24 protein-coding genes are annotated in these 23,891 nt (G+C 75.5%); 15 read left to right on the top strand and 9 right to left on the bottom strand.

The annotated features are described in order from the left end of the window. The first annotated feature begins 102 nt into the window (after positions 1 to 102). From EDD39_RS06475 to EDD39_RS06465, 3 genes are all read left to right on the top strand, one after another. Positions 103 to 1,323, top strand: a complete 1,221-nt coding sequence (locus tag EDD39_RS06475) for a glycosyltransferase (protein WP_123553918.1) — start codon at positions 103 to 105, stop codon at positions 1,321 to 1,323. A 266-nt stretch (positions 1,324 to 1,589) separates the two neighbouring features. Further along, positions 1,590 to 2,792, top strand: a complete 1,203-nt coding sequence (locus EDD39_RS06470) for an NAD(P)/FAD-dependent oxidoreductase (RefSeq protein ID WP_123553917.1) — start codon at positions 1,590 to 1,592, stop codon at positions 2,790 to 2,792. Next, positions 2,789 to 3,712: an RNA polymerase sigma-70 factor gene (locus EDD39_RS06465; protein ID WP_123553915.1), complete on the top strand. Its 924-nt coding sequence runs from the start codon at positions 2,789 to 2,791 to the stop codon at positions 3,710 to 3,712. The genes EDD39_RS06470 and EDD39_RS06465 overlap by 4 nt, the downstream gene beginning before the upstream one ends. Positions 3,713 to 3,778: 66 nt before the next feature. On the opposite strand, the gene paaN is transcribed toward EDD39_RS06465, so the two are convergent. The 3 genes from paaN to EDD39_RS06450 all read right to left on the bottom strand — a co-directional run bounded on the left by paaN (position 3,779) and on the right by EDD39_RS06450 (position 7,727). Continuing rightward, complete coding sequence (gene paaN / locus EDD39_RS06460; RefSeq protein ID WP_123553913.1) at positions 3,779 to 5,473, bottom strand: phenylacetic acid degradation protein PaaN; 1,695 nt, start codon at positions 5,471 to 5,473, stop codon at positions 3,779 to 3,781. Positions 5,474 to 5,573: 100 nt separating this feature from the next. After that, positions 5,574 to 6,335, bottom strand: coding sequence for a hypothetical protein (locus EDD39_RS40240; RefSeq protein ID WP_208765458.1), 762 nt, complete (start codon positions 6,333 to 6,335; stop codon positions 5,574 to 5,576). 126 nt (positions 6,336 to 6,461) lie between these two features. Beyond that, positions 6,462 to 7,727: a glycosyltransferase family 39 protein gene (locus tag EDD39_RS06450; RefSeq protein WP_123553911.1), complete on the bottom strand. Its 1,266-nt coding sequence runs from the start codon at positions 7,725 to 7,727 to the stop codon at positions 6,462 to 6,464. Between the two features lie 149 nt (positions 7,728 to 7,876). On the opposite strand from EDD39_RS06450, the gene EDD39_RS06445 reads away from it, so the two are divergent. From EDD39_RS06445 to EDD39_RS06435, 3 genes are read left to right on the top strand one after another with little or no spacing between them, the layout of a single operon-like run. Next, a complete protein-coding gene (locus tag EDD39_RS06445; protein WP_123553909.1) occupies positions 7,877 to 8,884 on the top strand; it encodes a glycosyltransferase family 2 protein in 1,008 nt (335 codons plus the stop codon). 47 nt (positions 8,885 to 8,931) lie between these two features. Then, the gene (locus EDD39_RS06440) at positions 8,932 to 9,516 is read left to right on the top strand and encodes a TetR/AcrR family transcriptional regulator (RefSeq protein WP_123553907.1); all 585 of its coding nucleotides are present in this window, start codon (positions 8,932 to 8,934) and stop codon (positions 9,514 to 9,516) included. Then, positions 9,513 to 10,022: a hypothetical protein gene (locus EDD39_RS06435; protein ID WP_123553905.1), complete on the top strand. Its 510-nt coding sequence runs from the start codon at positions 9,513 to 9,515 to the stop codon at positions 10,020 to 10,022. The genes EDD39_RS06440 and EDD39_RS06435 overlap by 4 nt, the downstream gene beginning before the upstream one ends. Positions 10,023 to 10,046: 24 nt before the next feature. On the opposite strand, the gene EDD39_RS06430 is transcribed toward EDD39_RS06435, so the two are convergent. Beyond that, on the bottom strand, positions 10,047 to 10,514 hold the full coding sequence (locus tag EDD39_RS06430; protein WP_030906020.1) for an Lrp/AsnC family transcriptional regulator: 468 nt from the start codon (positions 10,512 to 10,514) through the stop codon (positions 10,047 to 10,049). Positions 10,515 to 10,661: 147 nt separating this feature from the next. Here EDD39_RS06430 and pdhA point away from each other — a divergent pair, with 147 nt between their 5' ends. The 4 genes from pdhA (at position 10,662) to EDD39_RS41930 (ending at position 15,959) form a co-directional block, all read left to right on the top strand. Then, positions 10,662 to 11,816, top strand: a complete 1,155-nt coding sequence (gene pdhA / locus EDD39_RS06425) for a pyruvate dehydrogenase (acetyl-transferring) E1 component subunit alpha (RefSeq protein ID WP_425269650.1) — start codon at positions 10,662 to 10,664, stop codon at positions 11,814 to 11,816. Then, positions 11,813 to 12,820: an alpha-ketoacid dehydrogenase subunit beta gene (locus tag EDD39_RS06420; protein WP_123553901.1), complete on the top strand. Its 1,008-nt coding sequence runs from the start codon at positions 11,813 to 11,815 to the stop codon at positions 12,818 to 12,820. The genes pdhA and EDD39_RS06420 overlap by 4 nt, the downstream gene beginning before the upstream one ends. Then, a complete protein-coding gene (locus tag EDD39_RS06415) occupies positions 12,820 to 14,115 on the top strand; it encodes a dihydrolipoamide acetyltransferase family protein (protein ID WP_123553899.1) in 1,296 nt (431 codons plus the stop codon). The genes EDD39_RS06420 and EDD39_RS06415 overlap by 1 nt, the downstream gene beginning before the upstream one ends. 191 nt (positions 14,116 to 14,306) lie before the next feature. Beyond that, a complete protein-coding gene (locus EDD39_RS41930) occupies positions 14,307 to 15,959 on the top strand; it encodes a globin domain-containing protein (RefSeq protein ID WP_148089399.1) in 1,653 nt (550 codons plus the stop codon). A 6-nt stretch (positions 15,960 to 15,965) separates the two neighbouring features. Here EDD39_RS41930 and EDD39_RS06405 read toward each other — a convergent pair whose 3' ends face one another. Further along, positions 15,966 to 16,493, bottom strand: a complete 528-nt coding sequence (locus EDD39_RS06405; RefSeq protein ID WP_030462997.1) for an NUDIX domain-containing protein — start codon at positions 16,491 to 16,493, stop codon at positions 15,966 to 15,968. 363 nt (positions 16,494 to 16,856) lie between these two features. Here EDD39_RS06405 and EDD39_RS06395 point away from each other — a divergent pair, with 363 nt between their 5' ends. Both EDD39_RS06395 and EDD39_RS06390 read left to right on the top strand, forming a co-directional pair. Then, positions 16,857 to 17,693 carry an IclR family transcriptional regulator gene (locus EDD39_RS06395; RefSeq protein ID WP_208765457.1) on the top strand — a complete coding sequence of 279 codons (837 nt, stop codon included), beginning with the start codon at positions 16,857 to 16,859 and terminating at the stop codon, positions 17,691 to 17,693. A gap of 180 nt (positions 17,694 to 17,873) precedes the next feature. Further along, positions 17,874 to 18,302 (top strand): SsgA family sporulation/cell division regulator, encoded by a 429-nt coding sequence (locus EDD39_RS06390; RefSeq protein WP_123553893.1) that lies wholly within the window; start codon positions 17,874 to 17,876, stop codon positions 18,300 to 18,302. Between the two features lie 49 nt (positions 18,303 to 18,351). Here EDD39_RS06390 and EDD39_RS06385 read toward each other — a convergent pair whose 3' ends face one another. Next, a complete protein-coding gene (locus EDD39_RS06385) occupies positions 18,352 to 18,726 on the bottom strand; it encodes a phage holin family protein (protein WP_123553891.1) in 375 nt (124 codons plus the stop codon). 93 nt (positions 18,727 to 18,819) lie between these two features. Here EDD39_RS06385 and EDD39_RS06380 point away from each other — a divergent pair, with 93 nt between their 5' ends. The 3 genes from EDD39_RS06380 to EDD39_RS06370 all read left to right on the top strand — a co-directional run bounded on the left by EDD39_RS06380 (position 18,820) and on the right by EDD39_RS06370 (position 20,209). Further along, complete coding sequence (locus EDD39_RS06380) at positions 18,820 to 19,137, top strand: cupin domain-containing protein (protein ID WP_030463001.1); 318 nt, start codon at positions 18,820 to 18,822, stop codon at positions 19,135 to 19,137. 38 nt (positions 19,138 to 19,175) lie between these two features. Beyond that, positions 19,176 to 19,832, top strand: a complete 657-nt coding sequence (gene tenA / locus EDD39_RS06375; RefSeq protein ID WP_123553888.1) for a thiaminase II — start codon at positions 19,176 to 19,178, stop codon at positions 19,830 to 19,832. Positions 19,833 to 20,008: 176 nt separating this feature from the next. Next, positions 20,009 to 20,209, top strand: a complete 201-nt coding sequence (locus EDD39_RS06370; protein WP_030463003.1) for a DUF5326 family protein — start codon at positions 20,009 to 20,011, stop codon at positions 20,207 to 20,209. Here EDD39_RS06370 and EDD39_RS06365 read toward each other — a convergent pair. The 3 genes from EDD39_RS06365 to EDD39_RS06355 all read right to left on the bottom strand — a co-directional run bounded on the left by EDD39_RS06365 (position 20,206) and on the right by EDD39_RS06355 (position 23,793). After that, entirely contained in the window at positions 20,206 to 21,108 is a 903-nt protein-coding gene (locus tag EDD39_RS06365; protein WP_123553886.1) for an NAD-dependent epimerase/dehydratase family protein, read from the bottom strand. The two genes, EDD39_RS06370 and EDD39_RS06365, sit on opposite strands and share 4 nt — an antisense overlap. Beyond that, entirely contained in the window at positions 21,096 to 22,199 is a 1,104-nt protein-coding gene (locus tag EDD39_RS06360; RefSeq protein ID WP_123553884.1) for a cytochrome P450 family protein, read from the bottom strand. Before EDD39_RS06360 ends, EDD39_RS06365 begins: the two co-directional genes overlap by 13 nt. 118 nt (positions 22,200 to 22,317) lie before the next feature. Continuing rightward, complete coding sequence (locus EDD39_RS06355) at positions 22,318 to 23,793, bottom strand: AMP-binding protein (RefSeq protein ID WP_123553882.1); 1,476 nt, start codon at positions 23,791 to 23,793, stop codon at positions 22,318 to 22,320. Between the last annotated feature and the right edge of the window lie 98 nt (positions 23,794 to 23,891).

Raw genomic sequence — 23,891 nt, 5'->3', positions numbered from 1 at the left:
GGACCGGAGTCCACGTCGCCCGGGTTCTCAGCGCGCTCTCAGGCTGCCATCATCGCGGGCCCATCAGGGGCTGTGAACCTCCTTCCCATGACACAGCCAGCGATGCGCCAGACCACGCGCCCCGTCCCGGCGGTCGGCGGCCGGGACCGGGCCGACACCGTGGTGAGGACCAGGCTCGTGGAGATCGTCGTACCCGTGTACAACGAGCAGCACTCGTTGGAGCGGTGCGTCCGTGAGCTGCACGCCTACCTGTCGGAGACGTTCCCGTACGACTACCTGATCACGGTGGCGGACAACGCCTCGATCGACGGCACCTGGGAGGTGGCCACCGCGCTCGCCGCCGAACTCGGGCCGGTGCGCGCCGTGCACCTCGACCTGAAGGGGCGCGGGCGGGCGCTGCGGCAGGTGTGGGGCGACAGCGCGGCCGACGTGGTGGCGTACATGGACGTCGACCTGTCGACCGGGCTGGAGGCCTTCCTGCCGCTGGTCGCGCCGCTGCTGTCCGGGCACAGCGACCTGGCCATCGGCAGCCGGCTGCACCGGGGTTCGGCGGTGGTGCGCGGGCCCAAGCGGGAGTTCATCTCGCGCACCTACAACCTGCTGCTGCGGGCCACCATGGCGGCCAAGTTCTCCGACGCCCAGTGCGGGTTCAAGGCGGGCCGCACCGAGGTGGTCAAGCGGCTGCTGGAGCGGGTCGAGGACAACGCCTGGTTCTTCGACACCGAGCTGCTGCTGCTCGCCGAGGCCTCCGGACTGCGGATCCACGAGGTGCCGGTGGACTGGGTGGACGACCCGGACAGCCGGGTCGACATCGTCCGCACGGTCGTCGACGACCTCAAGGGCATGGCCCGGGTGGCCCGGCGCACCCTGGCCGGCAAGGGCGGCGTCGACCTGCCCGACCGGGTCCGGCAGGCGCAGGTGCCGCCCGGGCTGGGCTGGCAGTCCGTCAGCTTCGCGGTGATCGGCGGCCTGTGCACGCTGGCGTACCTGCTGCTCTACCTGGGGCTGCGGCAGCCGCTGCCCGCCCTGGTGGCCAACGCGCTGGCGCTGGCCGTCACCGCGGTGTTCAACACCGCCGCGAACCGGCGCTTCACCTTCGGGGTGACGGGCCGTCGGGACGCCCTCAAGCACCAACTGGAGGGCGGACTGGCCTTCCTGGTCGGCCTGGTGCTCACCAGCGGCGCCGTCGCGGTGCTGCACGCGGCCTCGCCGGACGCCGGGCACGGGGTGGAGCTGGCGGTGCTGGTGGCGGCGAACGCGGCCGCCACGGTGGTGCGGTTCGTGCTGCTGCGGGTGTGGGTCTTCCATCCGAGGCGGGCGTAGGGAACCCCCTGGAAAGGCTCCCTGTCCCCTCCCCCCTCCAGGACAGGGCCGCGGGCCCGGACGCCGTTGTGGGACGGCGTCCGGGCCCGTTCTCGTTCCCCCGGGCGGCGCCGGCCGGCCGTGGTTCAATGCTGTGTCCCGGCGCTCGGGGAGCTGCCGCGCGCGGTGTGGCGCAGGTCACGCGGGGCCGGTGTCACGAACGGGGAGGCAGCTTGCGTCCGGTGGTCGTCCGCACGGCGGAGACGACCAACGGAAAGAGGCGGCAGATGAACAGCACGGTGGCACCGCGGCGGCACGAGGTCCTGGTCCTGGGCGCCGGCTACGCCGGGCTCGCGGCCGCGGTCCAGCTCGCGGCCCGCACCCGCGGGCGCGGCGACCTGCGGGTGACCCTGGTCAACCCGTACGACACCTTCACCGAGCGGCTGCGCCTGCACATGACCGCCACCGGCCGGCGGACCGCGGAGCTGAGCATCCCGGAGCTGCTGGACGGCACCGGCGCCGAGTTCGTCCGCGGCCGGGTCACCGCCGTGGACCCCGGGGCGAGGACCGTCCGGATCGACGACGGCCGCGTCCTGCGCTACGACACCCTGGTCTACGGCCTGGGCAGCGTCGCGGACACCGCGGTCCCCGGCGCGGCGGAGCACGCCCACACCCTCGACGGCCCGGAGGGCGCCGCCGTCCTCGCCGATCGGCTCGACCGGCTGGCCCGGCGCGGCGCGGGAACGGTCGTGGTCGGCGGCAGCGGCCTCACCGGCGTCGAGGCCGCCGCGGAGATCGCCGAACGGCACCCGGAGCTCACCGTCGTGCTGCTCGGCCGGGACGAGCCGGGCGCGGGCACCCGCCCCAGGGCCAGGGCCCACCTGGACGCGGCCCTCGCCCGGCTCGGCGTGCGGGTGCGCGGCGGGGTCGAGGTGACCGGGGTGCTGCCGGACGGCGTCGCCCTCGCGGACGGCACCCGCGTCCCGGCCGACGCGGTGCTGTGGACCAGCGGCACCCGCGTCCTGCCGCTGGCCGCCGCCGCGGGCCTGGCCGTCGACGGACGCGGCCGGGTGGTCACCGACCGCGCGCTGCGCTCGGTCTCGCACCCGGACGTCTACGCGGTGGGCGACGCGGCGGCGGTCCGCCAGGGGTACGGAGTGCTGCACGGGACCTGCCAGAGCGGCATGCCCACCGGCGTGCACGCGGCCCTCTCGATCCTGCGGACCCTGGCCGGGAAGGAACCCCGGGACTTCCGCTTCGGCTACTACCACACCCCCGTCAGCCTGGGCCGCAACGACGCCGTCGTGCAGTTCACCCACCCCGACGGCAGCCCGCGCCGGATCGTGCTGACCGGCCGGTGGGCCGCGAAGTACAAGGAGACGGTCACCGCCTCGCCGTGGCCGACCTTCGTCCGGATGAAGAAGGCGCCCGCCTCGGGCGCGATCTGGCCGCGCGGCGGCCGCCACACCCGCACCAGGAGCGCGAAGTGACCAGACCGGTTCCCCGCCCGGACGATCCCGACCAGCTCGCCTTCCAGAGCTACCGCACCCTGCTCTTCTCGGTCGCCTACCGGATCCTCGGCAGCGCCGCCGACGCCGAGGACGCCGTCCAGGACGCCTGGCTGAAGTGGTCCGCGGCCGACCGCTCCCAGGTCGCCGACCCCAAGTCCTACCTGTCCCGGATCGTCTCCAACCTGGCGGTGGAGCGGCTCCGTTCGACCCGCCACCGGCGCGAGGCCTACGTCGGGCCGTGGCTGCCCGAACCGATCCTCACCGGCCCGGACACCGCGGACGGCGTCGCCGCGGCGGACTCGGTCTCCACCGCCCTGCTGGTCGTCCTGGAGACGCTCAGCCCGCTGGAGCGCGCCGTCTTCGTGCTGAAGGAGGTCTTCGCCTTCGGCTACGCCGAGATCGCGCAGGCGGTGGAGCGCTCGGAACCGGCGGTCCGGCAGGCCGCGCACCGCGCCCGCGAGCACGTCCGGGCCCGCCGGCCCCGCTTCCCCGCGGACCGGGCCCGCCGGCGCGAGGTCACCGAGCGGTTCCTGGCGGCGGCGACCGGTGGCGACCTCAACACCCTGATGGAACTGCTCTCCCCGGACGTGACGGTGTGGACCGACGGCGGAGGCAAGGTCCGCCAGGCCCTCAAGCCGGTCGTCGGCCGGCAGACCGTGGCCAACTGGTTCGCGGCCCTCGGCACCGCGACCTACCAGGGCGTCGAACCCGGTGCGATGCGGGCCGAACTCACCACGATCAACGGCGGCCCCGGAGTGGTCTTCCGCGGCCCCGACCGGGTGATGGCCACGCTGACCTTCGACTTCGACGCGGAGGGCCTGATCTCGACCGTCCACAACGTGGCCAATCCCGACAAGCTGCGCGCCGTCGAGGACGGCACCCGGTACGACCTCGGCTGAGCGCCGCCGTGCTGCGGGCGGGCGCGGCCGTCCCGGGGACGGCCGCGCCCGCCCGGGGCCCGTCGGCTACTTGCGGACCTCGATGGTGCGGAAGCGGTTGGCCACGAACGCGGCGTCGCAGTACGCCGAGTTGGCGGCCGGGTTGGCGCCGGTGCCGTGCAGGTCGGAGAAGCCGGCGGTCTGGTTGACGTAGACGCCGCCGGTCAGGTTGAGCGAGAGCGAGACGCCGGCGTCCAGGCAGGCGTCGACCAGGGCGGTCTCGACGGCCGGGTCGGTGGTGTAGGCGCCGGCCGTCATCGCGCCGTGCTCGGCGGTGGTGCGGCGCAGCAGCTCGACGGCGGCGGCGGTGGACTCCACGGCGACCGCGAAGGCCACCGGGCCGAAGCACTCGGCCAGGAAGCGGGCGCGGTCGTCCGGCTTGTCGGCGTCGGCCTTCACCAGGGCGGGGGTGCGGATGGTCGCGCCCGGGAACTCGGCGGAGGCCACCACCCGCGGGGCGAGCGCGAGTTCGCCGTACTCGCCGCCGGCCGCGGCGGCGCTGCGGGCCAGCACGCCCGGGTTGACCACGGCGCCCAGGACGGCGGCGGCCCGGGCGTCGTCGCCGAGCAGGCCCTCGACGGCGGCGGCCAGGTCGGCCACCACCTGCTCGTAGCTGCGCTCGCCGTCCTCGGTGCGGATGCCGGTGCGCGGGATCAGCAGGTTCTGCGGGGTGGTGCACATCTGGCCGCTGTACAGGCTGAGCGAGAACGCCAGGTTGTTCAGCATGCCGCGGTAGTCGTCGGTGGAGTCGAGGACGACGGTGTTCACGCCGGCCTTCTCGGTGTACACCAGCGCCTGCCGGGCGTTGTCCTCCAGCCAGTCGCCGAAGCCGGTGGAGCCGGTGTAGTCGATCAGCTTCACCTCCGGGCGCAGCGCCAGCACCTTGGCGGTGGCGGCGCCCTCCGGCTCGGCGGCCAGGCAGACCAGGTTCGGGTCGAAGCCGGCCTCGGCGAGCACCTCGCGGGCGGTCCGCACGGTCAGCGCCAGCGGCAGCACCGCGCGCGGGTGCGGCTTGACCAGCACGCCGTTGCCGGTGGCCAGCGAGGCGAACAGGCCCGGGTAGCCGTTCCAGGTCGGGAAGGTGTTGCAGCCGACCAGCAGCGCGGTGCCGCGCGGCACCGCGGTGAACTCCTTGGTCATCACCAGGGGTTCGCGCTTGCCCTGGGGCTTGGTCCAGCTCGCCGAGCGGGGCAGCCGGGTCTGCTCGGCGTACGCGTACGCCACCGCCTCCAGGCCGCGGTCCTGGGCGTGCGGGCCGCCGGCCTGGAAGGCCATGCCGTACGCCTGGCCGGTGGTGTGCATCACGGCCTGCGCGAACTCGTGCGAGCGGGCGTTGATCCGGGCCAGCACCTCCAGGCAGACCGCGGCCCGCTCGGCGGGGGTGGCCCGGGCCCAGCCGGGCCGGGCCGCCTCCAGCGCGCCGAGCAGCGCGTCCGGTTCGGCGTGCGGGTAGCCGATGCCCAGTTCGAGGCCGTACGGGGAGGTCTCGGAGCCGACCGGCGCGCCGCCGGCGGGGTGGCCGGGAAGGTCGAACTCCCGCCCCAGCAGGGCCTCGAAGGCGGCCTTGCCGTCGGCGGGGGCGCTCTCCCCGTAGGCCTTGGGGAACTCCGCGTACGGCGACCAGTAGTCGCGGGCGGCGATCGCGGCCAGGGCACGGTCGAGGGTGTCCTGGTGGCGGGCGAGCAGTTCGGCGACCGGCAGGGCAGGGGTCGCAGCGGCCATGGTGCGCTCCTCACGGGGGCGGGGCGGGACGCTCCTCAGCGTAACCGAACGATCGGTCGGTGCAAGGCCCCCGGCCCGTCCCGTGCGCGGGGACGCCGGTTCAGCGCCGGAAGACCTGGTCCTCGGCGGGCGGGGCGGCCTGCACCGGCCGGTCGAAGCCGCCGAGCCGCACGGTCGTCGCACCGGAGCCGCTCTCGCCGGCCAGCAGCCGGGGCTCGCCCTGGGCGGCGACGGCGTAGCGGACCGGGGTGCCGTCCCGGTCGGTCATCGTGACGACCACCGCCGCGACCCCGTTGATCTGCTCGGTGCCCGCCTTGGCGAGGTCCCGGCCCGGGCTGCCGTCGGTGTCCAGGCCGACCTGCCGGGCCATCCGGACGCCCAGGTCGCAGAAGGAGGTGTAGTCCGGGACGCCGCCCTCCACCGGCAGCCACTTGCCGGCGGCCGCCGCGGGGGCGTCCGGCAGGGCGACCGCCAGGTAGTCCTTGTCCGGCCGGATCCAGGCCCGGCCGCCGCTGCGCAGCAGTTCCGCCGAGCCCTTGTCCCGCACGGTGAACCGGCCGGTGCAGGCGCCCGCGCCGTCCTCGGCGAAGGTGCCGTCGAACGGGCCGTCCCGGTGGCCGGGGACGCTGACGGTCAGGGTCAGGCCGGTCAGCGCGGCGCCCGCGGCCCGCGACTTGGCCACGACGTCGGCCACCGGCAGGTCGGCCAGCGGGGTGCCGGTCGGGGCCGGGGCGGCGGCGGAGGGCGCGGCGGGGGCGGACGGGGCGGCGGCGCCCTTGTCGCGGTCCGGCCCGCAGGCCGTCAGCGCGCACAGGGCGAGGGCGGACAGGGCGGTGGCGGCCAGCGGCCGGCGGGTGCGCATCGCGTGGTTCCTCGGGGGCGTGGGGGAGGACGAAGAGCCCGGAACGCGCGAGTGTGGCAGGAAGGGGGCGGCTCCGCGCACCGGAGCCGCCCCCTTCAGGTGTTCTTGACCGTCCTTTAGGGATCCTTACGGGATGCCCAGTTCGAACAGGACGTAGCCGGCGTACCAGCCGGAGGCCACCGCGACGGTGCCCAGGGTGAACGCGAGGGAGGCCCGGGAGAGCCGCTTGAGGGCGACCGCGATCGGCAGGAAGAGCGGGAAGCAGGGCAGCAGGTAGCGGGAGGTGTTGCCGAAGATCTGCTGGCTGCCGAGGACCAGCACCAGGGTGATGCCGGTGTAGACGAGCAGGAAGACCGGCGGGCGCATCCGGACCAGCAGGAAGATCAGGATCGGCAGCGAGAACACCAGGAACAGCGCGATCAGGTCCTCGGTGGGGTAGCCGAAGATGTAGTCGTGGTGCCCGAACAGCAGGTTCGTGATCACGTTGCCGGTGTGCTTGCCCCAGTCGAAGAAGTGCAGCCAGGCACCGCGCTGGAGGTCGAAGTAGGCGGTCATGCTGCCCATCCGCCAGCTGGCCCAGGCGATGTAGCCGGCGAACCCGAGCGGGGCGATCACCAGGGCGGCCAGCGGGCCGAGCACGCCGTCGCGGCGCTTCCACAGCGCGATCAGCGCGGCCACCCCGACGCCCGCGGCGAGCGCGGCCGAGGTCGGCCGGTTCAGCCCGGCGACGAAGGAGGTGACGCCCGCGGCCAGCCAGTTGCGGGTCATCACGAAGTAGCAGGCCCAGGCGGCCAGCGCGACGAACAGCGAGTCCGAGTAGACCGCCCACTCGACGCCGGAGCCGGGGAACACGCCCCAGACGGCGGCGGCGATCACCGCGGCCCGGTGGCCCGCGATCAGCTTGGCCACCGCGTAGACGCCGGCCGCCGCGACGAACGAGGACAGCACCGAGACCACGATGCCCGCGCCCAGCGAGTTCAGGCCGGTCACCGCGGAGACCATCTTGATCATGCCGGGGTAGAGCGGGAAGAACGCGACCGAGTTCTGCTCCAGCGTCCACGGGCCGGAGGTGGACGGCAGCAGCTTCGGGTCGTAGCCGTTCTGCGCGACCTGCTGGTACCACCAGCCGTCCCAGCCGCCGAGCACGTCCCAGACGTTCTTGCCGCCGCCGAACCGCGGGTCCTTCGTCAGGTACTCCCCGGACCAGGACAGCAGCCACATGAAAGAGGTGAAGGCGATCAGCCGGACCGCCGCGAACGCCGCCAGGGCCGGCCCGTACTCGGCCAGGACGTGCCGCAGCCAGGCACGGGGGCCGGGGGCGGGCGCGTCGCCGTCCGCGGGCGGATCGGGTCGCTCGACCACTTCGGTGTCGGGGCTCGCTGCCATCTCCATCAGGTCCTGTCTGGGTCTCGGGCCCCGCCGGGCCGCCCGGGTGCTCGGGCGAGCCTACGGTACGTACTGCTGGTCTGTACCTGACGGGACGGCCACCTGACTACACTCCCCACCATCGGACGGACGACACCCAGCGGCGGGAGAGACACATGAGTGCACCTGCACCGGAGGGCACCCTGCTGTCGGTGGTCGTCCCCATGTACAACGAGGAGGACGCCCTCCCCGCCTTCGCCGCCCGGATGCGCCCGGTGCTGGACGGCCTCGGCGCCCGCTACGAGGTGCTCGCCGTCGACGACGGCAGCGCCGACAAGACCGCCGCCCTGCTGCGCGACCTGTCCGCCGACTGGCCCGAGCTGCGGATGGTCCGGCTGCGCCGCAACAGCGGCCACCAGTCCGCGCTGACCGCCGGGCTGGACCACGCCGTCGGCGCCTACGTGGCCAGCATCGACGCCGACCTGCAGGACCCGCCGGAGAAGATCCCCGAGATGCTGGAACTGGCCCGCGGCGAGGGCCTGGACATCGTCTACGGGGTGCGCGAGGACCGCTCCACCGACACCGGCTTCAAGCGCTGGACGGCCGGCGGCTACTACTGGCTGATCCGCCGCCTGGTCGGCCGCCAGGTGCCGGCCAACGCGGGCGACTTCCGGCTGCTCAGCCGGGAGGCCGTCGAGGCGCTCAAGGACCTCCCCGACCAGCAGCGGGTCTACCGGCTGCTGGTGCCCTGGCTGGGCTTCCCCAGCGGCGAGGTGCGCTACGTGCGCGAGGAGCGGGTCGCCGGGAGCACCAAGTACCCGCTGACCAAGATGGTCCGGCTGGCCCTGGACAGCATCACCGGCTTCTCCGCCGCCCCGCTGCGGCTGGCCACCTGGCTCGGCACCGTCGCCTTCTTCACCTGCCTGCTGCTGCTGGCCTTCTGCCTGACCGTCTACCTGTTCGGCGCCACCGTGCCTGGCTGGACCTCGCTCTTCGTCGGCCTGCTGTTCATCGGCGGGGTGCAGCTGATCTGCGTCGGCCTGCTCGGCGAGTACGTGGCCCGGATCTACACCGCGGTGCAGCGCCGGCCCGCCTACTTCGTCGCCGAGGACACCGCGGGCCCGGCCGCCCCCGCCGCCCGGGCCGCCGCCGGCCGCGACCCCGCCGGGCGCCCCGGGGCCTGAGGACACCCGCCGGGGCGGGACGGGCGGGCGCCGGGGATACTCGTCGCATGGCCGATCACCCCGCGCGCGCCGCCTACACCGTCGAATCGCTGCTCGCCGTCACCGTGCGGGTCTTCAACGAACGCGGCTACGACGGCACTTCGATGGAGGACCTGTCCAGGGCCGCCGGGATCTCCAAGTCCTCGATCTACCACCACGTGCGCGGCAAGGAGGAACTGCTGCGCCTCGCCGTCGGCCGGGCCCTGGACGCGCTGTTCACGATCCTCGAGGAGCCGGACGCCACCGCGGGCCGCCCGGTGGACCGGCTGGAGCACGTGGTGCGCCGCACCGCCGAGGTGCTGCTGGCCGAACTGCCGTACGTGACGCTGCTGCTGCGGGTGCGCGGCAACACCGCCACCGAGCAGTGGGCGCTGGAGCGGCGGCGCGACTTCGACCACCGGGTCGCCGAACTGGTCCAGGACGCCGTCACCGCCGGGCAGTTGCGCGCCGACGTCGAACCCCGGCTGGCCACCCGGCTGCTGTTCGGCACGGTCAACTCGCTGGTCGAGTGGTACCGGCCCGGCCAGCGCGGCGCCGAGCACCTGCCCGACGCGGTCGCCCGGTTCGCCTTCGAGGGGCTGCGCGCCCGGTGAGCGGGCCCGGGGAACCGGAGGAGCTGCGCCGGAGGCTGGCCTGGTGGGCCCGGGAGAACGGCCGGGTGGCCGTGCTCGGCGCGGACCGCGGACTCGACCACGGGCGGCTGTGCTGGGACGCGCTGGAGCCGACCGGACTGCTGCACCCGCACTGCGGGCACTGCCGCGACCACGGCGGCCCGCGCACCGACCGGGAGCTGCACGAGCGGCTGGAGGTGCGCGTCCCGGCGGCGCGGGCGGCGGACTGGGTGGCCGCCACGCTCTGGCAGGACCTGGTGTTCCGCTCCGACGCCGGGCCGGACCCGAGGGCGGTGGCGGACGCCGGGGCGCTGGCCGCGCTGCTCGGCCCGGACGCCGACTGGCGGGCCAACGGCCACGCCGCGCACCCCGCGCCCGGCGGGGCCCACCGCGGCTGGCGGTCCGTCACCGAGTGCACCTTCGACGCGGCGCTGGTCGGCATCGGCGGCGGGTACGCCGTGGTGGTGGTCGCGGTCGGCGAGGACTGAGCGGCCGGATCCGGAAGGGCGGCCCTACAGCCCCTCGGCCGGGATCTGGTCGGTCTCCTCGAACACCAGCATGGTGCGGGTGCCCAGCACCTCCGGGATGGACTGGATGCTGCCCAGCACCAGCTCGCGCAGCGCCCGGTTGTCGTCGGTGTGGACCAGCATCAGCACGTCGTAGTCGCCGCCGACCAGCGCGATGTGCGCCACCCCGGGCAGCCGCAGCAGCTGCTCGCGCACGGTGCGCCAGGAGTTCTGCACGATCCGCAGCGTGACGTACGCGGACGCGGCCTGGCCGGCCTTCTCGTGGTCGACCCGGGCGGTGAAGCCGCGGATCACCCCGTCCTCGACCATCCTGGAGATCCGGGCGTACGCGTTCGCCCGGGACACGTGCACCCGCTCGGCCACCGAGCGGATCGAGGCGCGGCCGTCCTGCCGCAGCAGCCGCAGGATCGACCGGTCGACGCGGTCGAGTCTGGACACCTGTTCAGCCGACATGGCCCCCCATCCCTCGTGATTGGACGTGCTGGCCCCAGCAGACCTCCCTTTCGGCCGACTGTCCACCGTCTTGACGGGGATATGGTCAAGATGAACAGGCGACCGAACAATCGGTAGGGAGCCCCCACCACCCCGGAGGTGCCCGAGATGACCGTCCTGGACCACAGGAACCAGCCCGCCGAGGCCGACACCGTCCCCGGCTGGCGCCCCGGCGCCACCGCGCCCCGCACCGACCCCGCCCCGCTGCTGCCCGACGCCGAGCCGCACCGGGTCCTGGGCACCCCCGCCGCCGACGCGGCCGACCCCGAGCTGCTGCGCGAGCTGTACCGGCGGCTGGTCGCCGGACGCCGCTACAACCAGCAGGCCACCACCCTCACCAAGCAGGGCCGGCTCGCCGTCTACCCGGCGTCCACCGGCCAGGAGGGCTGCCAGGTGGCCGCCGCGCTCGCGCTGCGCCCCCAGGACTGGCTGTTCCCGTCCTACCGGGACACCCTCGCCGTGGTCGCCCGTGGCGTCGACCCGCTGCAGGCGCTCACCCTGCTGCGCGGCGACGCGCACACCGGCTACGACCCGCGCGCCACCCGCACCGCCCCGCTGTGCACCCCGCTGGCCACCCAGGTCCCGCACGCCGTCGGCCTGGCGCACGCCGCCCGGCTGGCCGGCGACGACACGGTCGCGCTGGCCCTGCTCGGCGACGGCGGCACCAGCGAGGGCGACTTCCACGAGGGCCTGAACTTCGCCGCCGTGCTGCACGCCCCCGTGGTGTTCCTGGTGCAGAACAACGGCTACGCGATCTCCGTCCCGCTGACCCGGCAGTCCGCCGCGCCGACCCTGGCCCACAAGGCGGTCGGCTACGGCATGCCCGGCCGACTGGTCGACGGCAACGACGCGCTCGCCGTGCACCAGGTGCTCACCGAGGCCGTCGAGCGGGCCCGCTCCGGCGGCGGCCCCACCCTGGTCGAGGCGCTCACCTACCGGATCGAGGCGCACACCAACGCCGACGACGCCACCCGCTACCGGCAGGCCGAGGAGGTCGAGGCCTGGCAGCAGCACGACCCGGTCCGGCTGCTGGAGGACGCCCTGCGCGGGCGCGGCCTGCTGGACGAGCAGCTGGTCGCCGGTGCCGCCGAACAGGCCGAGCAACTGGCCGCCCGGATGCGCGCCGAGTTCCACGCCGACCCCGAACCGGACCCGATGTCGCTGTTCGCGCACGTCTACGCCGAACCCACCCAGCAGCTGCGCGAGCAGGCCGACCGGCTCGCCGCCGAACTCGCCGCGGAGGCCGAGGTGCAGGGCCGATGAGCACCGTCGTCCGCGAACAGCACGGCCTGCGCACCGGCACCATGGCGCAGGCCCTGAACCTCGCGCTGCGGGACGCCATGCACGCCGACAAGACCGTGCACGTGCTCGGCGAGGACGTCGGCGCGCTCGGCGGCGTCTTCCGGATCACCGACGGCCTGACCGCCGAGTTCGGCTCGGACCGCTGCCTGGACACCCCGCTGGCCGAGGCCGGCATCCTCGGCACCGCCGTCGGCATGGCCATGTACGGGCTGCGCCCGGTGGTCGAGATGCAGTTCGACGCCTTCGCCTACCCGGCCATGGAGCAGCTGTTCTCGCACGTCGCCAAGATGCGCAACCGCACCGCCGGGAAGCTCCCGCTGCCGATCACCGTCCGGATCCCGTACGGCGGCGGCATCGGCGGCGTCGAGCACCACAGCGACGCCTCCGAGGCGTACTACGCGCACACCCCCGGCCTGCACGTGGTCACCCCCGGCACCGTCGCCGACGCGTACGGGCTGCTGCGGGAGGCGATCGCCTCGGACGACCCGGTGGTGTTCCTGGAGCCCAAGCGGCTCTACTGGGGCAAGGCCGAGTGGGACCCGGCGGCGGCCGTCGCGCCGATCGGGAAGGCCGTGCTGCGCCGCCCCGGGACCTCGGCGGTGCTGGTCACCTACGGGCCCTCGCTGCCGGTCTGCCTGGAGGCCGCCGAGGCCGCGAAGGCCGAGGGCTGGGACCTGGCGGTGCTCGACCTGCGCTCGCTGGTGCCGTTCGACGAGGCCACCGCCTGCGAGGTGGTCCGCTCGCTGGGCCGGGCCGTGGTGGTGCACGAGGCGGCCGGCTTCGGCGGGGCCGGGGCGGAGATCGCCGCCCGGCTGACCGAGAAGTGCTTCCACCACCTGGCCGCGCCGGTGCTGCGGGTCACCGGCTTCGACATCCCGTACCCGCCGCCGATGCTGGAGCACCACCACCTGCCCGGGGTGGACCGGATCCTGGACGCGGTCGCGCGGCTGCAGTGGGAGGAGTGATGGCGGTGGCGGTGGTCCGCGAGTTCACGCTGCCCGACCTCGGTGAGGGACTCACCGGGGCGGAAGTGGTGCGCTGGATGGTCGAGGTCGGCGAGGTGATCGCCGTCGACCAGCCGGTGGTGGAGGTGGAGACCGCCAAGGCGGTGGTCGAGGTGCCCTGCCCGTACGGCGGGGTGGTGACCGCGCGGTACGGCGAGGTCGGGCAGGAGGTGCCGGTCGGCGCCCCGCTGGTGACCGTCGCGGTGGCGCCCGGGCCCGGGGACTCCGGGGGCGGCGGCGAGCCCGCGGTGGAGCGGCCGCTGGTCGGGTACGGCGTCGCCGAGGCCCGGCGGGCCGGACGGCGGCGGGTGCTGCCCGGGGGCGCTCCGGCGGCCCCGGCCGTCCCCGCCGCGGCCCCGGCTCCGGCTCCGGCCGCCCCGGTGGCTCCGGCTCCGGCCGTGGTGGCGGTGATCTCGCCGCTGGTGCGCCGGATCGCCCGGGAGCACGGGCTGGACCTGGCCGCGGTGGCCGGCAGCGGCCCGGACGGGCTGGTCACCCGACGGGACGTGGAGCGGGCGATCGAGGCAACCGCGGCCCCCGAGGCGGTCGTTGTTCCACGTGGAACCGGACCGGACGAGGAACTGGTGCCGCTGCGCGGGCTGCGCCGGGCGGTGGCCGAGAAGCTCACCCGCAGCCACCGGGAGATCCCGGCCGCGACCTGCTGGGTGGACGCGGACGCCACCGAACTGATGGCGCTGCGCGCCCAGTTGAACCAGGTGCCGGGCCCGAAGGTGAGCGTGCTGGCGCTGCTGGCCCGGATCTGCCTGGCCGGGCTGGAGCGCTTCCCCGAGCTGAACGCGAGCGTCGAGGGCGAGGCGGTGCGCCGGCACCGCGCCGTGCACCTGGGCTTCGCGGCGCAGGGCCCGCGCGGCCTGCTGGTGCCGGTGGTCCGGGACGCCCGGCAGTTCGGCACCGAGCGGCTCTCGGCGGAGCTGGCCCGGCTGACCGAGGGGGCCCGGTCGGGCAGCCTGGGCCCGGCGGAGCTGACGGGCGGGACGTTCACGCTGAACAACTACGGCGTGTTCGGGGTGGACGGCTCGACGCCGCTGCTCAACCACCCGGAGGCGGCGATGCTCGGGGTGGGCCGGATCACCCCCAAACCCTGGGTGCACGAGGGGGAGTTGGCGGTCCGCCAGGTCACCCAGCTGTCCTTCACCTTCGACCACCGGGTCTGCGACGGCGGCACGGCGGGCGGATTCCTGCGGTTCGTCGCGGACTGCGTGGAGCGCCCGGGGACGCTGCTGCGGGCGCTGTAGGAGCGCTGTGGGAGCGCGGTAGGACGCGGTGGGGGGCCGGGCGGCGCCGGGAGGTGCCGCCCGGCGGGCGAGGGTAGCGGGTGGACGGCCCGGGTGTCCGGGGTTCGACGGATTCTTCGGACGATCTGTCCGGTCGGTGTCACTGTGCTGGTGCGTCAGTACACAGGCCGATCGGAAGCGAAACGATTCTCTTGAGCACTCGTCAGCTCGTCCTGGGGAGCCGGCCGTCGAAGGACGGGGTCGGCCGGGGCACCGCGGCCGGCCCCGTGCTGCCCGGTGCCGGGTCCGCTGCCGCCACCCCGTCGTCCGCCCCGGACGCCCCGGACGCCCAGGACGCCCCGGCGGACGGACCCTCGACCGCCCCGGAGCAGCCGGAGCCGGCCCCGGGGCCCGGGCCCGTCCCGGCCGCGGCGGCGTTCCCGGCCGTCTCGCCGTCCGCGCTCCCGTTCCCGGTGGGGCCGGTGGCACCGGTGGTGCCGGTGGGCGCGGCGGGGCTGGTGCCGGTGCCGGCCGTCCCGGCGAAGCCGACCTGGGCGCCGACGGTGCCCGCGACGGCTGCTCCGGTGCCGTCCGCGCCGCCGCCCCGGCAGGCCCCGGCGCTGAACCGGGTCGGCCCGGACGACCGGTGGAGCCGGGCCTGGGGGGTGCCGGCGGCCGTCGAGCCGCCGCCCGCGCTGGAGCCGGCCGGGGCGGCCGGGCCGGTGCCGGAGCCGCCGGGGGCCGAGGACCTGGTGCTGGTGCGGGCCGCCCTGGCCGCGGTGGCGGCGGACGCGGACCGGGCGATGGCGCACTTCCACGCGCTGGTGTTCCTGCGCCACCCGGAACTGCGAGCGATGTTCCCGGCGGCGATGGACGAGCAGCGCACCCGGCTGTTCCGGGCGCTGCGGCTGTGCGCGTCCCGGGCGGGCGACCCGGTGGCGCTGCGGGAGTACCTGGGCCCGCTGGGGCGGCGGCACCGCAAGTACGGGGCGCTGCCCCGGCACTACGCCTCGGTGGCGGACTGCCTGGTGGCGGCGCTGGCCCGGTACGGCGGCAGCGGCTGGGACGGGCGGACCGAGGCGGCCTGGCGGCGGCTGCTGGCGCTGGTGGTCCGGCTGATGGCGGAGGGCGCGGACGAGGAGGCCCGTTCGACCCCGCCGTGGTGGCAGGCCGAGGTGGTGGAGCACCGCCAGGCCACCCGGGACGTCGCGGTGCTGACGCTCCGTCCGGACCAGGCGTACCCGTTCCGGGCCGGGCAGTGGGCGGCGGTGGAGACGCCGTGGTGGCCGCGGGTGTGGCGGCCGTACTCGTTCGGTTCGGCGCCGCGGGCGGACGGGCTGCTGACGCTGCACGTGAAGGCGGTGCAGGCGGGCTGGGTGAGCAACGCGCTGGTGCACCGGGCGCGGCCGGGCGACGTGCTGCGGCTGGGGGCGGCGGAGGGCGCGATGACGGTGGACCACGCGGCGGGGGAGGACCTGCTCTGCCTGGGCGGCGGCACCGGGATCGGGCCGGTCGCGGCGCTGGTCGAGGAGGTCGCCGAGCGGGGGGCGGCCGGGCGGCGGGTGGAGGTGTTCTACGGGGTGCGGCGGGCCGCGGAGCTGTACCGGCTGGAGGAGCTGCGCGAACTGGCGTCCCGGCACTCCTGGTTGACGGTGCGTCCGGTGGTGTCGGAGTCGGCGGGCGCACCGGCCGGGGCGCTGGTCGGGGACCTGCCGGAGGCGGTGGCCCGGTACGCGCCCTGGCACGGCTTCGCGGCGTACCTGAGCGGCCCGGCGGCGATGGTGCGGGCCGGGGCGGCGGTGCTGCGGCGCTGCGGGGTGCCGGAGGGGAGCGTCCGGCACGACCTGGCGGCGCGGGCGGACTGAGGGCGGTCAGCCCAGGTCGGGGGCGAGCAGGGCGCGGACGCCCTCGATGTTGGCGGCGAGGTAGGCGCGCAGGCTGGGAGGGACGACGTTGACCGAGGTGACGCCCTCGCGGGTGAAGGGGACCCGGACGATCGCGTACTCGCCGTTGGGCTGCTCGACCTCGGGGCCGTGCCGGCGGGACTCGTCCAGCGCGGCGAGCCGGCAGACGAAGAAGTGCTGCACCTTGACGCCGTGCGGGTGCGCGGGGGTGCCGTCCTCGTGGTGGGAGTGCGCGACGGTGTCGACGAAGGCGGGCACCACGTCGGTGACCTTGCCGCCCAACTCCTCGTCCACCTCGCGGTGCAGGGCGGCGACCACCGTCGGGTCGGTGGGCTCGACGCCGCCGCCGGGGGTGATCCAGTACGGGTGCGGGGAGCCGGGGCGGACCCGGCGGATCAGCACCAGCGAGGCGGGCGCGTGCGGGTCGTCCGGGTCGACCTCCAGCAGGATCGCGCGGGCGGTGCGTTTGACGACAGGACGGACCGGGCCCGACATGGCTGCCACCTCCGGGGCGCGAGCGTTGTGCGGGAGTCTCCCGCGCGGCGGCGGGCGCGAAACTCGCACACGGGGACGAATCGGAGGTACCTGTTCCGCCGGACGGGTGGAACGGCGGGCCCGGGAGTGTCAGGAGGTGGCGGGGGGTGCGGCCGCTGTGGATCTTCGATTCGACCGGTCGGGCGGGCTGACGCCTCGCAAGGCACCGATTCGGTCGATCGTTCACCTTCGAATAGAAGGCGAATTGCCCGATGTGTGGGGCATTGTCATTGCAGCGGTGCCCGCCCTGTGCTCAAATGTCCGCCTGCCGGGCGGACTCGGAGCACCCTCCTCCGAGCGCCATTCGACGCCCGGGGGACGGGGATGAGCATGCACCGGACCGGGCGACCGGCAGGGCGGACCACGGCCCCCGCGGCCGACGGCGCGATACGCGCGCCGCGGGCGCCCACCCTGATCACCTCGGTGCAGCGCGCCCTGCGCCTGTTGGAGGAGGTCGGCTCGCACGTCCACGGCGCCACCGCCAAGCAGCTCGCCCGCTCCGCCGGACTGCCCCTCGGCACCACCTACCACCTGCTGCGCACCCTCGCCCACGAGGGCTACCTGCGGCGCGAGGACGGCCGGTTCTACTACGGCGACTCGGTCGGCGGGATCAGCCGCGCCGACACCCGGCAGTCCGAACGCGTCCGCCTGCACGGGCGGATGGAGGAGCTGCGCGACGAACTCGGCGCCGCCGTCTACTACGCGGTCTACCAGGACGGCGAGGTGCGGCTGGTCGACGTGGTCTCCGGCACCGGGCAGCCGCAGGTCGAGGAGTGGGCGGACTTCCGCGCCACCGCGCACGCGCACGCCATCGGGCTCTGCCTGCTCTCCCAACTCGGCGCCGAGGAACGGCTCGACCACCTCTCCCGGTACCGCCCCGCCGCCCTCACCCCCTCCACCTCCGGCGACGTCCGCACCGTGCTGCGCCGGCTGGAGCGGGTCCGGCCGACCATGCCGGTGCTGGAGCGCCAGGAGTACGCGCTCGGCACGGTCTGCGCGGCCGTGCCGATCACCGTCGGCTCGGTGGTCGCCACCATGGCCATCTCGCTCCCGCTGGAGCAGGGCGACCGGCTCGGCCCCGCCGCGGCCCGGCTGCGCTGCCTGGTCGGCGCGATGTTCCCGGCGTTCGTCCGGGGCGGCGGGGGCGGGGCGGTGGGGTGATTCCGTGTGCGGTTCGTTCACCATTTGAAAAAGCGGACCTTGTCCGCATCGGCCGCAAACGTGGACGATGGGCGTCGAACAGGGAATCAGGGGACAAAGAACCACAGACGCAGCCACCCGTCCGCAGGTACCCGCACGACCCTCGGCGCACCGTGCGGGCAGAACGAGAGGTACTGGCGCATGCACAACACGGTCCGAGCCCGGATGGCGATGCACCTCGTGGTGTCGAGCGAGCTCTCCTTCCGCATCGCGGTCGACCTGGACTACGACGGCGACGACCCGTTCGCCGTCCGCCTCACCTTCCACCTGCCCGGCGACGAGCCGGTCGGCTGGGTCTTCGCCCGGGAGCTGCTGGTGGACGGGACCGGCCGGCCCACCGGGGAGGGCGACGTGCACGTCCACCCGGCGGACGAGGACCTCGGCGAGACCTGCGTCGTGCTGCGCTCCCCCGCCGGCGACGCCCTGCTGCGGGCGGCCACCGCGCCGCTGCTGGCCTTCCTGGCCCGCACCGACCGGCTGGTGCCGATGGGCCAGGAGCTGTCCGGCGGGGAGCTGGACGAGGAACTGGCCTCGATCCTCTCCACCACCGGGCACGAGAACGCGGGCTGACCCCGGGTGCGTTCCGCGGGCGGCCCGGCGGTGGGCCGCCCGCGGGCGGTCAGTCCTCGTTGAGGGCCAGGTTGAGGCCCCAGGACACCAGGCTGATGATCAGCGCGCCGAGCAGCGCCGACCAGAAGCCCTCGACGTGGAAGTCCAGGCTCAGCTTGTCCGAGGCCCAGGAGGTCAGCCAGAGCATCAGGGCGTTGATCACGAAGGTGATCAGACCCAGTGTGAGGAAGAACAGCGGCAGCGAGAACAGCTTCACCAGCGGCTTGATCAGGAAGTTGATCACCCCGAAGACCAGGGCGACCCCGATCACGGTGAGCGCCTTGTGCTGCCAGTCGTCCCCCGAGAGCGTGATCCCGGTGACGATCCAGGCGGCGACCCAGATGGCCGCCGCGTTGACGAGCGTTTTGATCACGAAATTCTTCATGCTGCGGATGGTGGCAGGCCCGGACGGCCGCGCGGAAGCTCCCCGGGACGGTGTTGTTGAATGGGGCCGACCCGGGAGAGGAGCCGAGCCCCGATGAAACTGTTCCGGCTGGACGAACTCGACGCCGAGCGCGCCGGGAGCGACGGCGCGTACCTGCGCTTCCTGAAGCAGCCGACGATGTCCGCCGGCCTGTACGCGCTCTCCCCCGGCGACACCGACCCGCAGACCCCGCACGCCCAGGACGAGATCTACCTGGTGGTCAGCGGCCGGGCCGAGCTCACCGTCGGACGGGAGACCGCCACGGTCGGGCGCGGCAGCGTGGTGTTCGTCCCCGCCGGGACGGAGCACCGCTTCCACCACATCACCGAGGAACTGCGGGTGCTGGTGGTCTTCTCCCCGCCGGAGGACTGACCCGTGCCGAGGCCGCACCCGCGCAGGAGGACGAACCCGTGAAGCTCACCGACGAACTGTGGGCGGCCGCCGAGCCGACCTACCGCCGGATCCTCGACCACCCCTTCCTGCTCGGCCTCGCCGACGGCACCCTCCCGCGCGCCGCGTTCCGGCACTTCGTCGTCCAGGACTCCCACTACCTGCGCGACTACGCCCGGGCGCTGGCCGTCTGCGCCGCCAAGGCGCCCGGCGAGGACGAGGTACTGGCCTTCTGCAACGACGCGGTCGGCGCGATCGCCGCCGAGCAGGAGATGCACGGCGAGTTCACGGCCGCGCTCGGCGGCCCGGCCGACGGCGACGAGGCGGTGCTGCCCACCACCCGGGCCTACACCTCCTACCTGCTGGCCACCGCGTACGGCGGCTCCTTCGCCGAGGCGCTCGGCGCCGTCCTGCCCTGCTACTGGATCTACGCCCGGGTCGGCGAGGAGCTGGCCCGCCGCTCCTCCCCCGAGCCGCTCTACGCCAAGTGGATCGCCGCCTACGGCGACGAGGGCTTCCAGAGCGTGGTGCGCCGCGTCCTGGACCTCACCGACCGGATCGGCGCGGAGCTGTCCGCGGCCGAACGGCGGCGCGTGGTCGAGCACTTCACCACCACCTCGCGCTACGAGTGGATGTTCTGGGACGCCGCCTGGCGCGGCGAGACCTGGCCGGTCTGAGGGTTCTCCCGGGGCCGCGCCCGGCCGGGACTCAGGGAAGGATCTCCGGGTTCTCTCCGGGCCGCTCCCCCTCGATTTCGGCTCCCGGCGCCGCCTACGATCGAAGTGTCGAGATCGAGGGAGCGGGAACGCAGCCGGAACCACCGGCACCGACCCCGAGGGGAGAAGGTACGGACATGGCCGAGCTCTGGAAGTCGCTGCCCTCGTGGGTGCGCAACATCGTGGTCCCGATCCTGCTGCTGGTGATCGCCTGGAAGATCTTCTGGACCATCGTCGGCGTGGTCGCCGGCATCGTGGGCTTCGCCATCAACGTGCTGGTCCTGGTCGGCATCGCCGCGGCCGTGGTGATCCTGATCAAGAAGGCCGCCAAGAACTAGGCACCACGGCTGCCGAGGGCAGCGAGGTAGTCGTCGAGGTCCCGGCCCGGGGTGAAGCCCCGGGACCGGGACTTCCGCGTGTCCAGCACCACCCGGTGCGCGAGCTGGTCCAGCGCGTACCGGGTCAGCTGCGGGCGCCGGCCGACCGCGAGCGCCGCCAGCCCGGGCGGCACGTGCAGCAGCCGGGCCCGGCGGCCGTGCGCCGCCAGCACCCGGCGCAGCGCCGCGTCCCGCCGGTACGGGGCCCGGTCGGCGACGTTGTACGCGCCCGGCGGCCAGCCCACCGCCGCCAGGCACGCCTCGGCCAGGTTCTCCACCGCGGTCAGGCTCAGCTCGACGTCCCCGCCCGGCAGCGCCAGCACCCCGTACCGGACCGACGCCAGCAGCCGCGGCACCAGGTGCGGGTCCCCCGGTCCGTACACCGCGCGCGGGCGCAGCACGACGGCGCCGGCGGCGAGCGCGAGGGCGTCCGCGCGGGCCTTCGTCCGGCCGTAGGCGTTCAAGTGCCCTGCGGCGGTGGGGTGCTGCTCGCCGACCAGGGACCGGTCCGGGCGGGGGTCGTAGACGCTGGCGCTGCTCACGAACACGAAGGGCGTGCCGGCGGCGGCCGCCAGCAGGCGTTCGGTGGCCCGTACGTTGACGGTGTGCTGGTGCCGTTCGGCGGGGGAGCCCGGCGGGTGGTCGCCGACGGCCGCGGCGCAGTGCACCACGAGGTCCGCCGCGCGCAGTTCGGGCGGGGCGGGGGCGTCGGCGGCGGCGTCCCACGGCACGTGCACGCCGTGCCGGGCGGGGCGGCGGCCGAGCGCGAGCACCCGGTGGCCGCGGGCGGTGGCGAGGGCGGCGAGGTGTCCGCCGCAGAAGCCGGTGGCGCCGGTCAGGGCGAGGGTCAGCGGGGGCACGGGGGCTCCTCCGGGCGGCCGGGTTCCGGGCGGACGGGGGCTCGGGTCTCCGCCGCGGGCGCCGCGAGGACGCAGCTGCGGTAGGAGGGGAGGGCGCTGCCGGGGTGCGGGGCGGTGCGCAGGACCCGGGGGGCGTACGGGGCCAGGGTGCCGAGCAGCAGGGCGAGTTGGGCGCGGGCCAGGCCGGCGCCCGGGCAGGTGTGCGGGCCGAAGCCGAACGGGGCCCGGACGGCGTGGGGGTGGGCGGGGGCGTCGCGGTGGGCCTCGGCGGCGTGCCGGGCGACCAGCAGGAGGCGGTCGCCGCGGCGGATCCGGTGGCCGAGGACGGTGGCGTCGGCGGCCGCGGCCCGGGGCAGGACCGGGGAGGCGGCGGTGCGGCGGAGCAGCTCGGCGGCCAGCGCCGGGGCGTCCTCGCGGGCGCGGTCCCAGAGCTGCTCGCGGGCGCACCAGGCGGCGGCCCGGGGCAGCGCGGCGAGGGTGGTGTTGACGGCGGCGACGGCGAGCATCGCGTCGCGCGGGTCGGGCAGCAGCAGCCGGAGCCGCTCGGCGGCCGCCCGGGCCCGGCGGGCGCCGCCCGGACGGGGCAGCAGGGCGGGCAGGTGCGCGCGGGCGGTGGCGGCCGCGGCGCGTTCGGCGGCGCGGGCGAGGCGGACCGGGTCGGCGTCGCTGCCGGTGAGCGCGGCGGCCGTCGCCCCGGCCAGTTCGCGGACGGCGGGGACCAGGTCGACCGGCGCGGTGAGGCCGGCCAGGTGCCGGTCCAGGATCCGCTGCCAGCCCGGTTCCAGCGCGGCCGCCCCCGCCGGGCCCAGCAGGGCGGCCAACTCCCTCCGGGCGGCTCGGTGTTCGGCTCCCTGCTGGTCGAAGAGCAGGCTGCCGCCGGTGAGCCGGGCGGCGGTGCCGCCGGTGGTGTGCTCGGCCGTCCGGTCGAGCGGCACCCGGGTGAGCACCTCGCGGTAGGCGTCCGGGTGGTGCACCAGCACGGTGCGGCCGAGCCGGAGCACCGGCCGGTGCCGGGTCGCGGCGAGCAGGGCGAACAGCAGCGGGTGGCTGCGCAGGTACACCGCGCGGTCGGCGCGGCGGGCTGGGGTCAACGGGCGTTCCGGGGAAGGGACTTGGTGGGTTGGCACGGGGCGGGGGTCAACGGGCGGTCCGGGCGGGGGACTTGATGGGGGTGGCACGGGGCGGGTGCGGAGGCGCGGCGGGCGGGGGTCAACGGGTGCTCCGGGCGGGGGACTTGGCGAGGTGGGCGGCGCAGTAGTGGGCGGCGGCGGGGCGGTCGGGTTTGCGGGAGCGGCCGGTCAGCGGGACGGGGCCGAGCAGCAGGGCGTCGGGGCGGGCGGTGCCCATCCGGTCGAGCGGGGCGCGCAGGGCGGCGCGCAGCCGGTGGCGGTCGGCGCCGGGGCGGGGCTGGACCAGGGCGACCAGCTGTTCGTCGCCGTCCGGGCCGGGGACGCCGACCAGGACGGCGAGTTCGACGTCCGGCAGGTGCAGGGACGGCTCGTACAGGCCCGGGTAGATGTTCTCGGCGCGGCGCAGCACCATGTCCTTGAGCCGGCCCGCCAGCACGATCCGCCCGTCCGGGTCGAGGCGGGCCCGGTCGCCGGTGCGCACCCACGGGTCCGGGTCCTCGCCGAGGTAGCGGTCGCGGGCGGACGGGGCGGCGAGCAGGAGTTCGCCGTCCGCGCCGAGCCGGGTGCGGACGCCCGGCAGCGGGTGGCCGAGCAGGTCGCCCGGGCCGTCGTGGGCGCTCTTGTCGCGCTCCTCGACGGCCGCGGCCGGGAACAGTTCGGTCAGCGCGTACACCCCCCACGCCTCGCTCGCCCCCGCCTGCTTCGCCCGGCGCAGCAGCGCGGCGTCGGCGGGCGCGGAGCCGGTCCAGACCCGGCCGGTGAGCCGGCGCAGCGGCCGGAGCCGGGGCGGCGTCAGGTAGGTCTCGTCCGGGGCGAGCCGGTCGAGTTGGCGCTGCAGGACGGCGGTGCGCCGGGCCGGCAGGGCGGCGATGGCGCCCGCGGCCAGCGCCGGGACCAGGACGAACGTCGTCCCGCCCAGCACCGTCCGCCCGGGGCGGGGGCGCACCAGTGCGTCGACGGCCCGCATCCCGGCGGCCAGCGAGGCCCGCGAGTGCACCACCGCGCGCGGCGCGGAGGTGGTGCCGGAGGTGAACACGATCACCGCGTCACCGTCCCCCTCGTACGGGGCCGGGGCGGGCGCCGGGTGCGCGGCCAGCGACCGGGCGCACCACGGGTGCCGGGGGCCGACGGTCGCCACCGGTGCCAGCGCCTCCAGCGGCGGCAGCTCCAGGTGGGCCCGGCGGGCCAGCGGACGGGCCCACCCCGCGACGGCCTGTGCGGCGGCGTCGGCCAGGACCAGCGCGGGCGGGGCCAGCGCGAGCCGGGCCCGCAGCACCTCCGGGCCGGCGCCCGGGTCGAGCACCGCGCTGCGCAGGCCCAGCCGGTGCGCGGCCAGCAGCACCGCGAGGGCCCGCGGGCCGGGACGCACCGCCACGCCCAGGGTGTCGCCCGGACGCAGGCCGTGGACGTGGTGCAGGGCGGCGGCGTACTGCTCGGCGAGGGCGGAGAGTTCGCCGCAGCGGGCGAGGACGCGGGGGCTGCCGCCGCGGGTGGTGCCGAGCAGGGCCGGACGCGAGGCGCCTTCGCGCAGGGTGCGGGCGAGCTGGTCGAGCACGGCGGGGTCCTTCCGGCGGGTGGGTGCTTCGAGGGGCGTTGTTCCGGGGTGCTGTTCCGACCGGCCCTCTGCAGCGTGGGCTCTTCGGTGGGATCCGG

Origin of the sequence: Kitasatospora cineracea (genome assembly GCF_003751605.1) — a bacterium.
GTDB lineage: Bacteria > Actinomycetota > Actinomycetes > Streptomycetales > Streptomycetaceae > Kitasatospora > Kitasatospora cineracea.
Note: the sequence above shows the minus strand (reverse complement) of the source record. Positions and strands in the feature narration are given on the sequence as shown.

Excerpts from the sequence above, each read along its gene's own strand:
- EDD39_RS06475 (WP_123553918.1), top strand. The coding sequence starts at position 103 with ATGCGCCAGACCACGCGCCCCGTCCCGGCGGTCGGCGGCCGGGACCGG.
- EDD39_RS06470 (WP_123553917.1), top strand. The coding sequence starts at position 1,590 with ATGAACAGCACGGTGGCACCGCGGCGGCACGAGGTCCTGGTCCTGGGC.
- paaN (WP_123553913.1), bottom strand. The coding sequence starts at position 5,473 with ATGGCCGCTGCGACCCCTGCCCTGCCGGTCGCCGAACTGCTCGCCCGC.
- EDD39_RS40240 (WP_208765458.1), bottom strand. The coding sequence starts at position 6,335 with ATGCGCACCCGCCGGCCGCTGGCCGCCACCGCCCTGTCCGCCCTCGCC.
- EDD39_RS06450 (WP_123553911.1), bottom strand. The coding sequence starts at position 7,727 with ATGGAGATGGCAGCGAGCCCCGACACCGAAGTGGTCGAGCGACCCGAT.
- EDD39_RS06445 (WP_123553909.1), top strand. The coding sequence starts at position 7,877 with ATGAGTGCACCTGCACCGGAGGGCACCCTGCTGTCGGTGGTCGTCCCC.
- EDD39_RS06440 (WP_123553907.1), top strand. The coding sequence starts at position 8,932 with ATGGCCGATCACCCCGCGCGCGCCGCCTACACCGTCGAATCGCTGCTC.
- EDD39_RS06430 (WP_030906020.1), bottom strand. The coding sequence starts at position 10,514 with ATGTCGGCTGAACAGGTGTCCAGACTCGACCGCGTCGACCGGTCGATC.
- pdhA (WP_425269650.1), top strand. The coding sequence starts at position 10,662 with ATGACCGTCCTGGACCACAGGAACCAGCCCGCCGAGGCCGACACCGTC.
- EDD39_RS06420 (WP_123553901.1), top strand. The coding sequence starts at position 11,813 with ATGAGCACCGTCGTCCGCGAACAGCACGGCCTGCGCACCGGCACCATG.
- EDD39_RS06415 (WP_123553899.1), top strand. The coding sequence starts at position 12,820 with ATGGCGGTGGCGGTGGTCCGCGAGTTCACGCTGCCCGACCTCGGTGAG.
- EDD39_RS06405 (WP_030462997.1), bottom strand. The coding sequence starts at position 16,493 with ATGTCGGGCCCGGTCCGTCCTGTCGTCAAACGCACCGCCCGCGCGATC.
- EDD39_RS06395 (WP_208765457.1), top strand. The coding sequence starts at position 16,857 with ATGAGCATGCACCGGACCGGGCGACCGGCAGGGCGGACCACGGCCCCC.
- EDD39_RS06390 (WP_123553893.1), top strand. The coding sequence starts at position 17,874 with ATGCACAACACGGTCCGAGCCCGGATGGCGATGCACCTCGTGGTGTCG.
- EDD39_RS06385 (WP_123553891.1), bottom strand. The coding sequence starts at position 18,726 with ATGAAGAATTTCGTGATCAAAACGCTCGTCAACGCGGCGGCCATCTGG.
- EDD39_RS06380 (WP_030463001.1), top strand. The coding sequence starts at position 18,820 with ATGAAACTGTTCCGGCTGGACGAACTCGACGCCGAGCGCGCCGGGAGC.
- EDD39_RS06370 (WP_030463003.1), top strand. The coding sequence starts at position 20,009 with ATGGCCGAGCTCTGGAAGTCGCTGCCCTCGTGGGTGCGCAACATCGTG.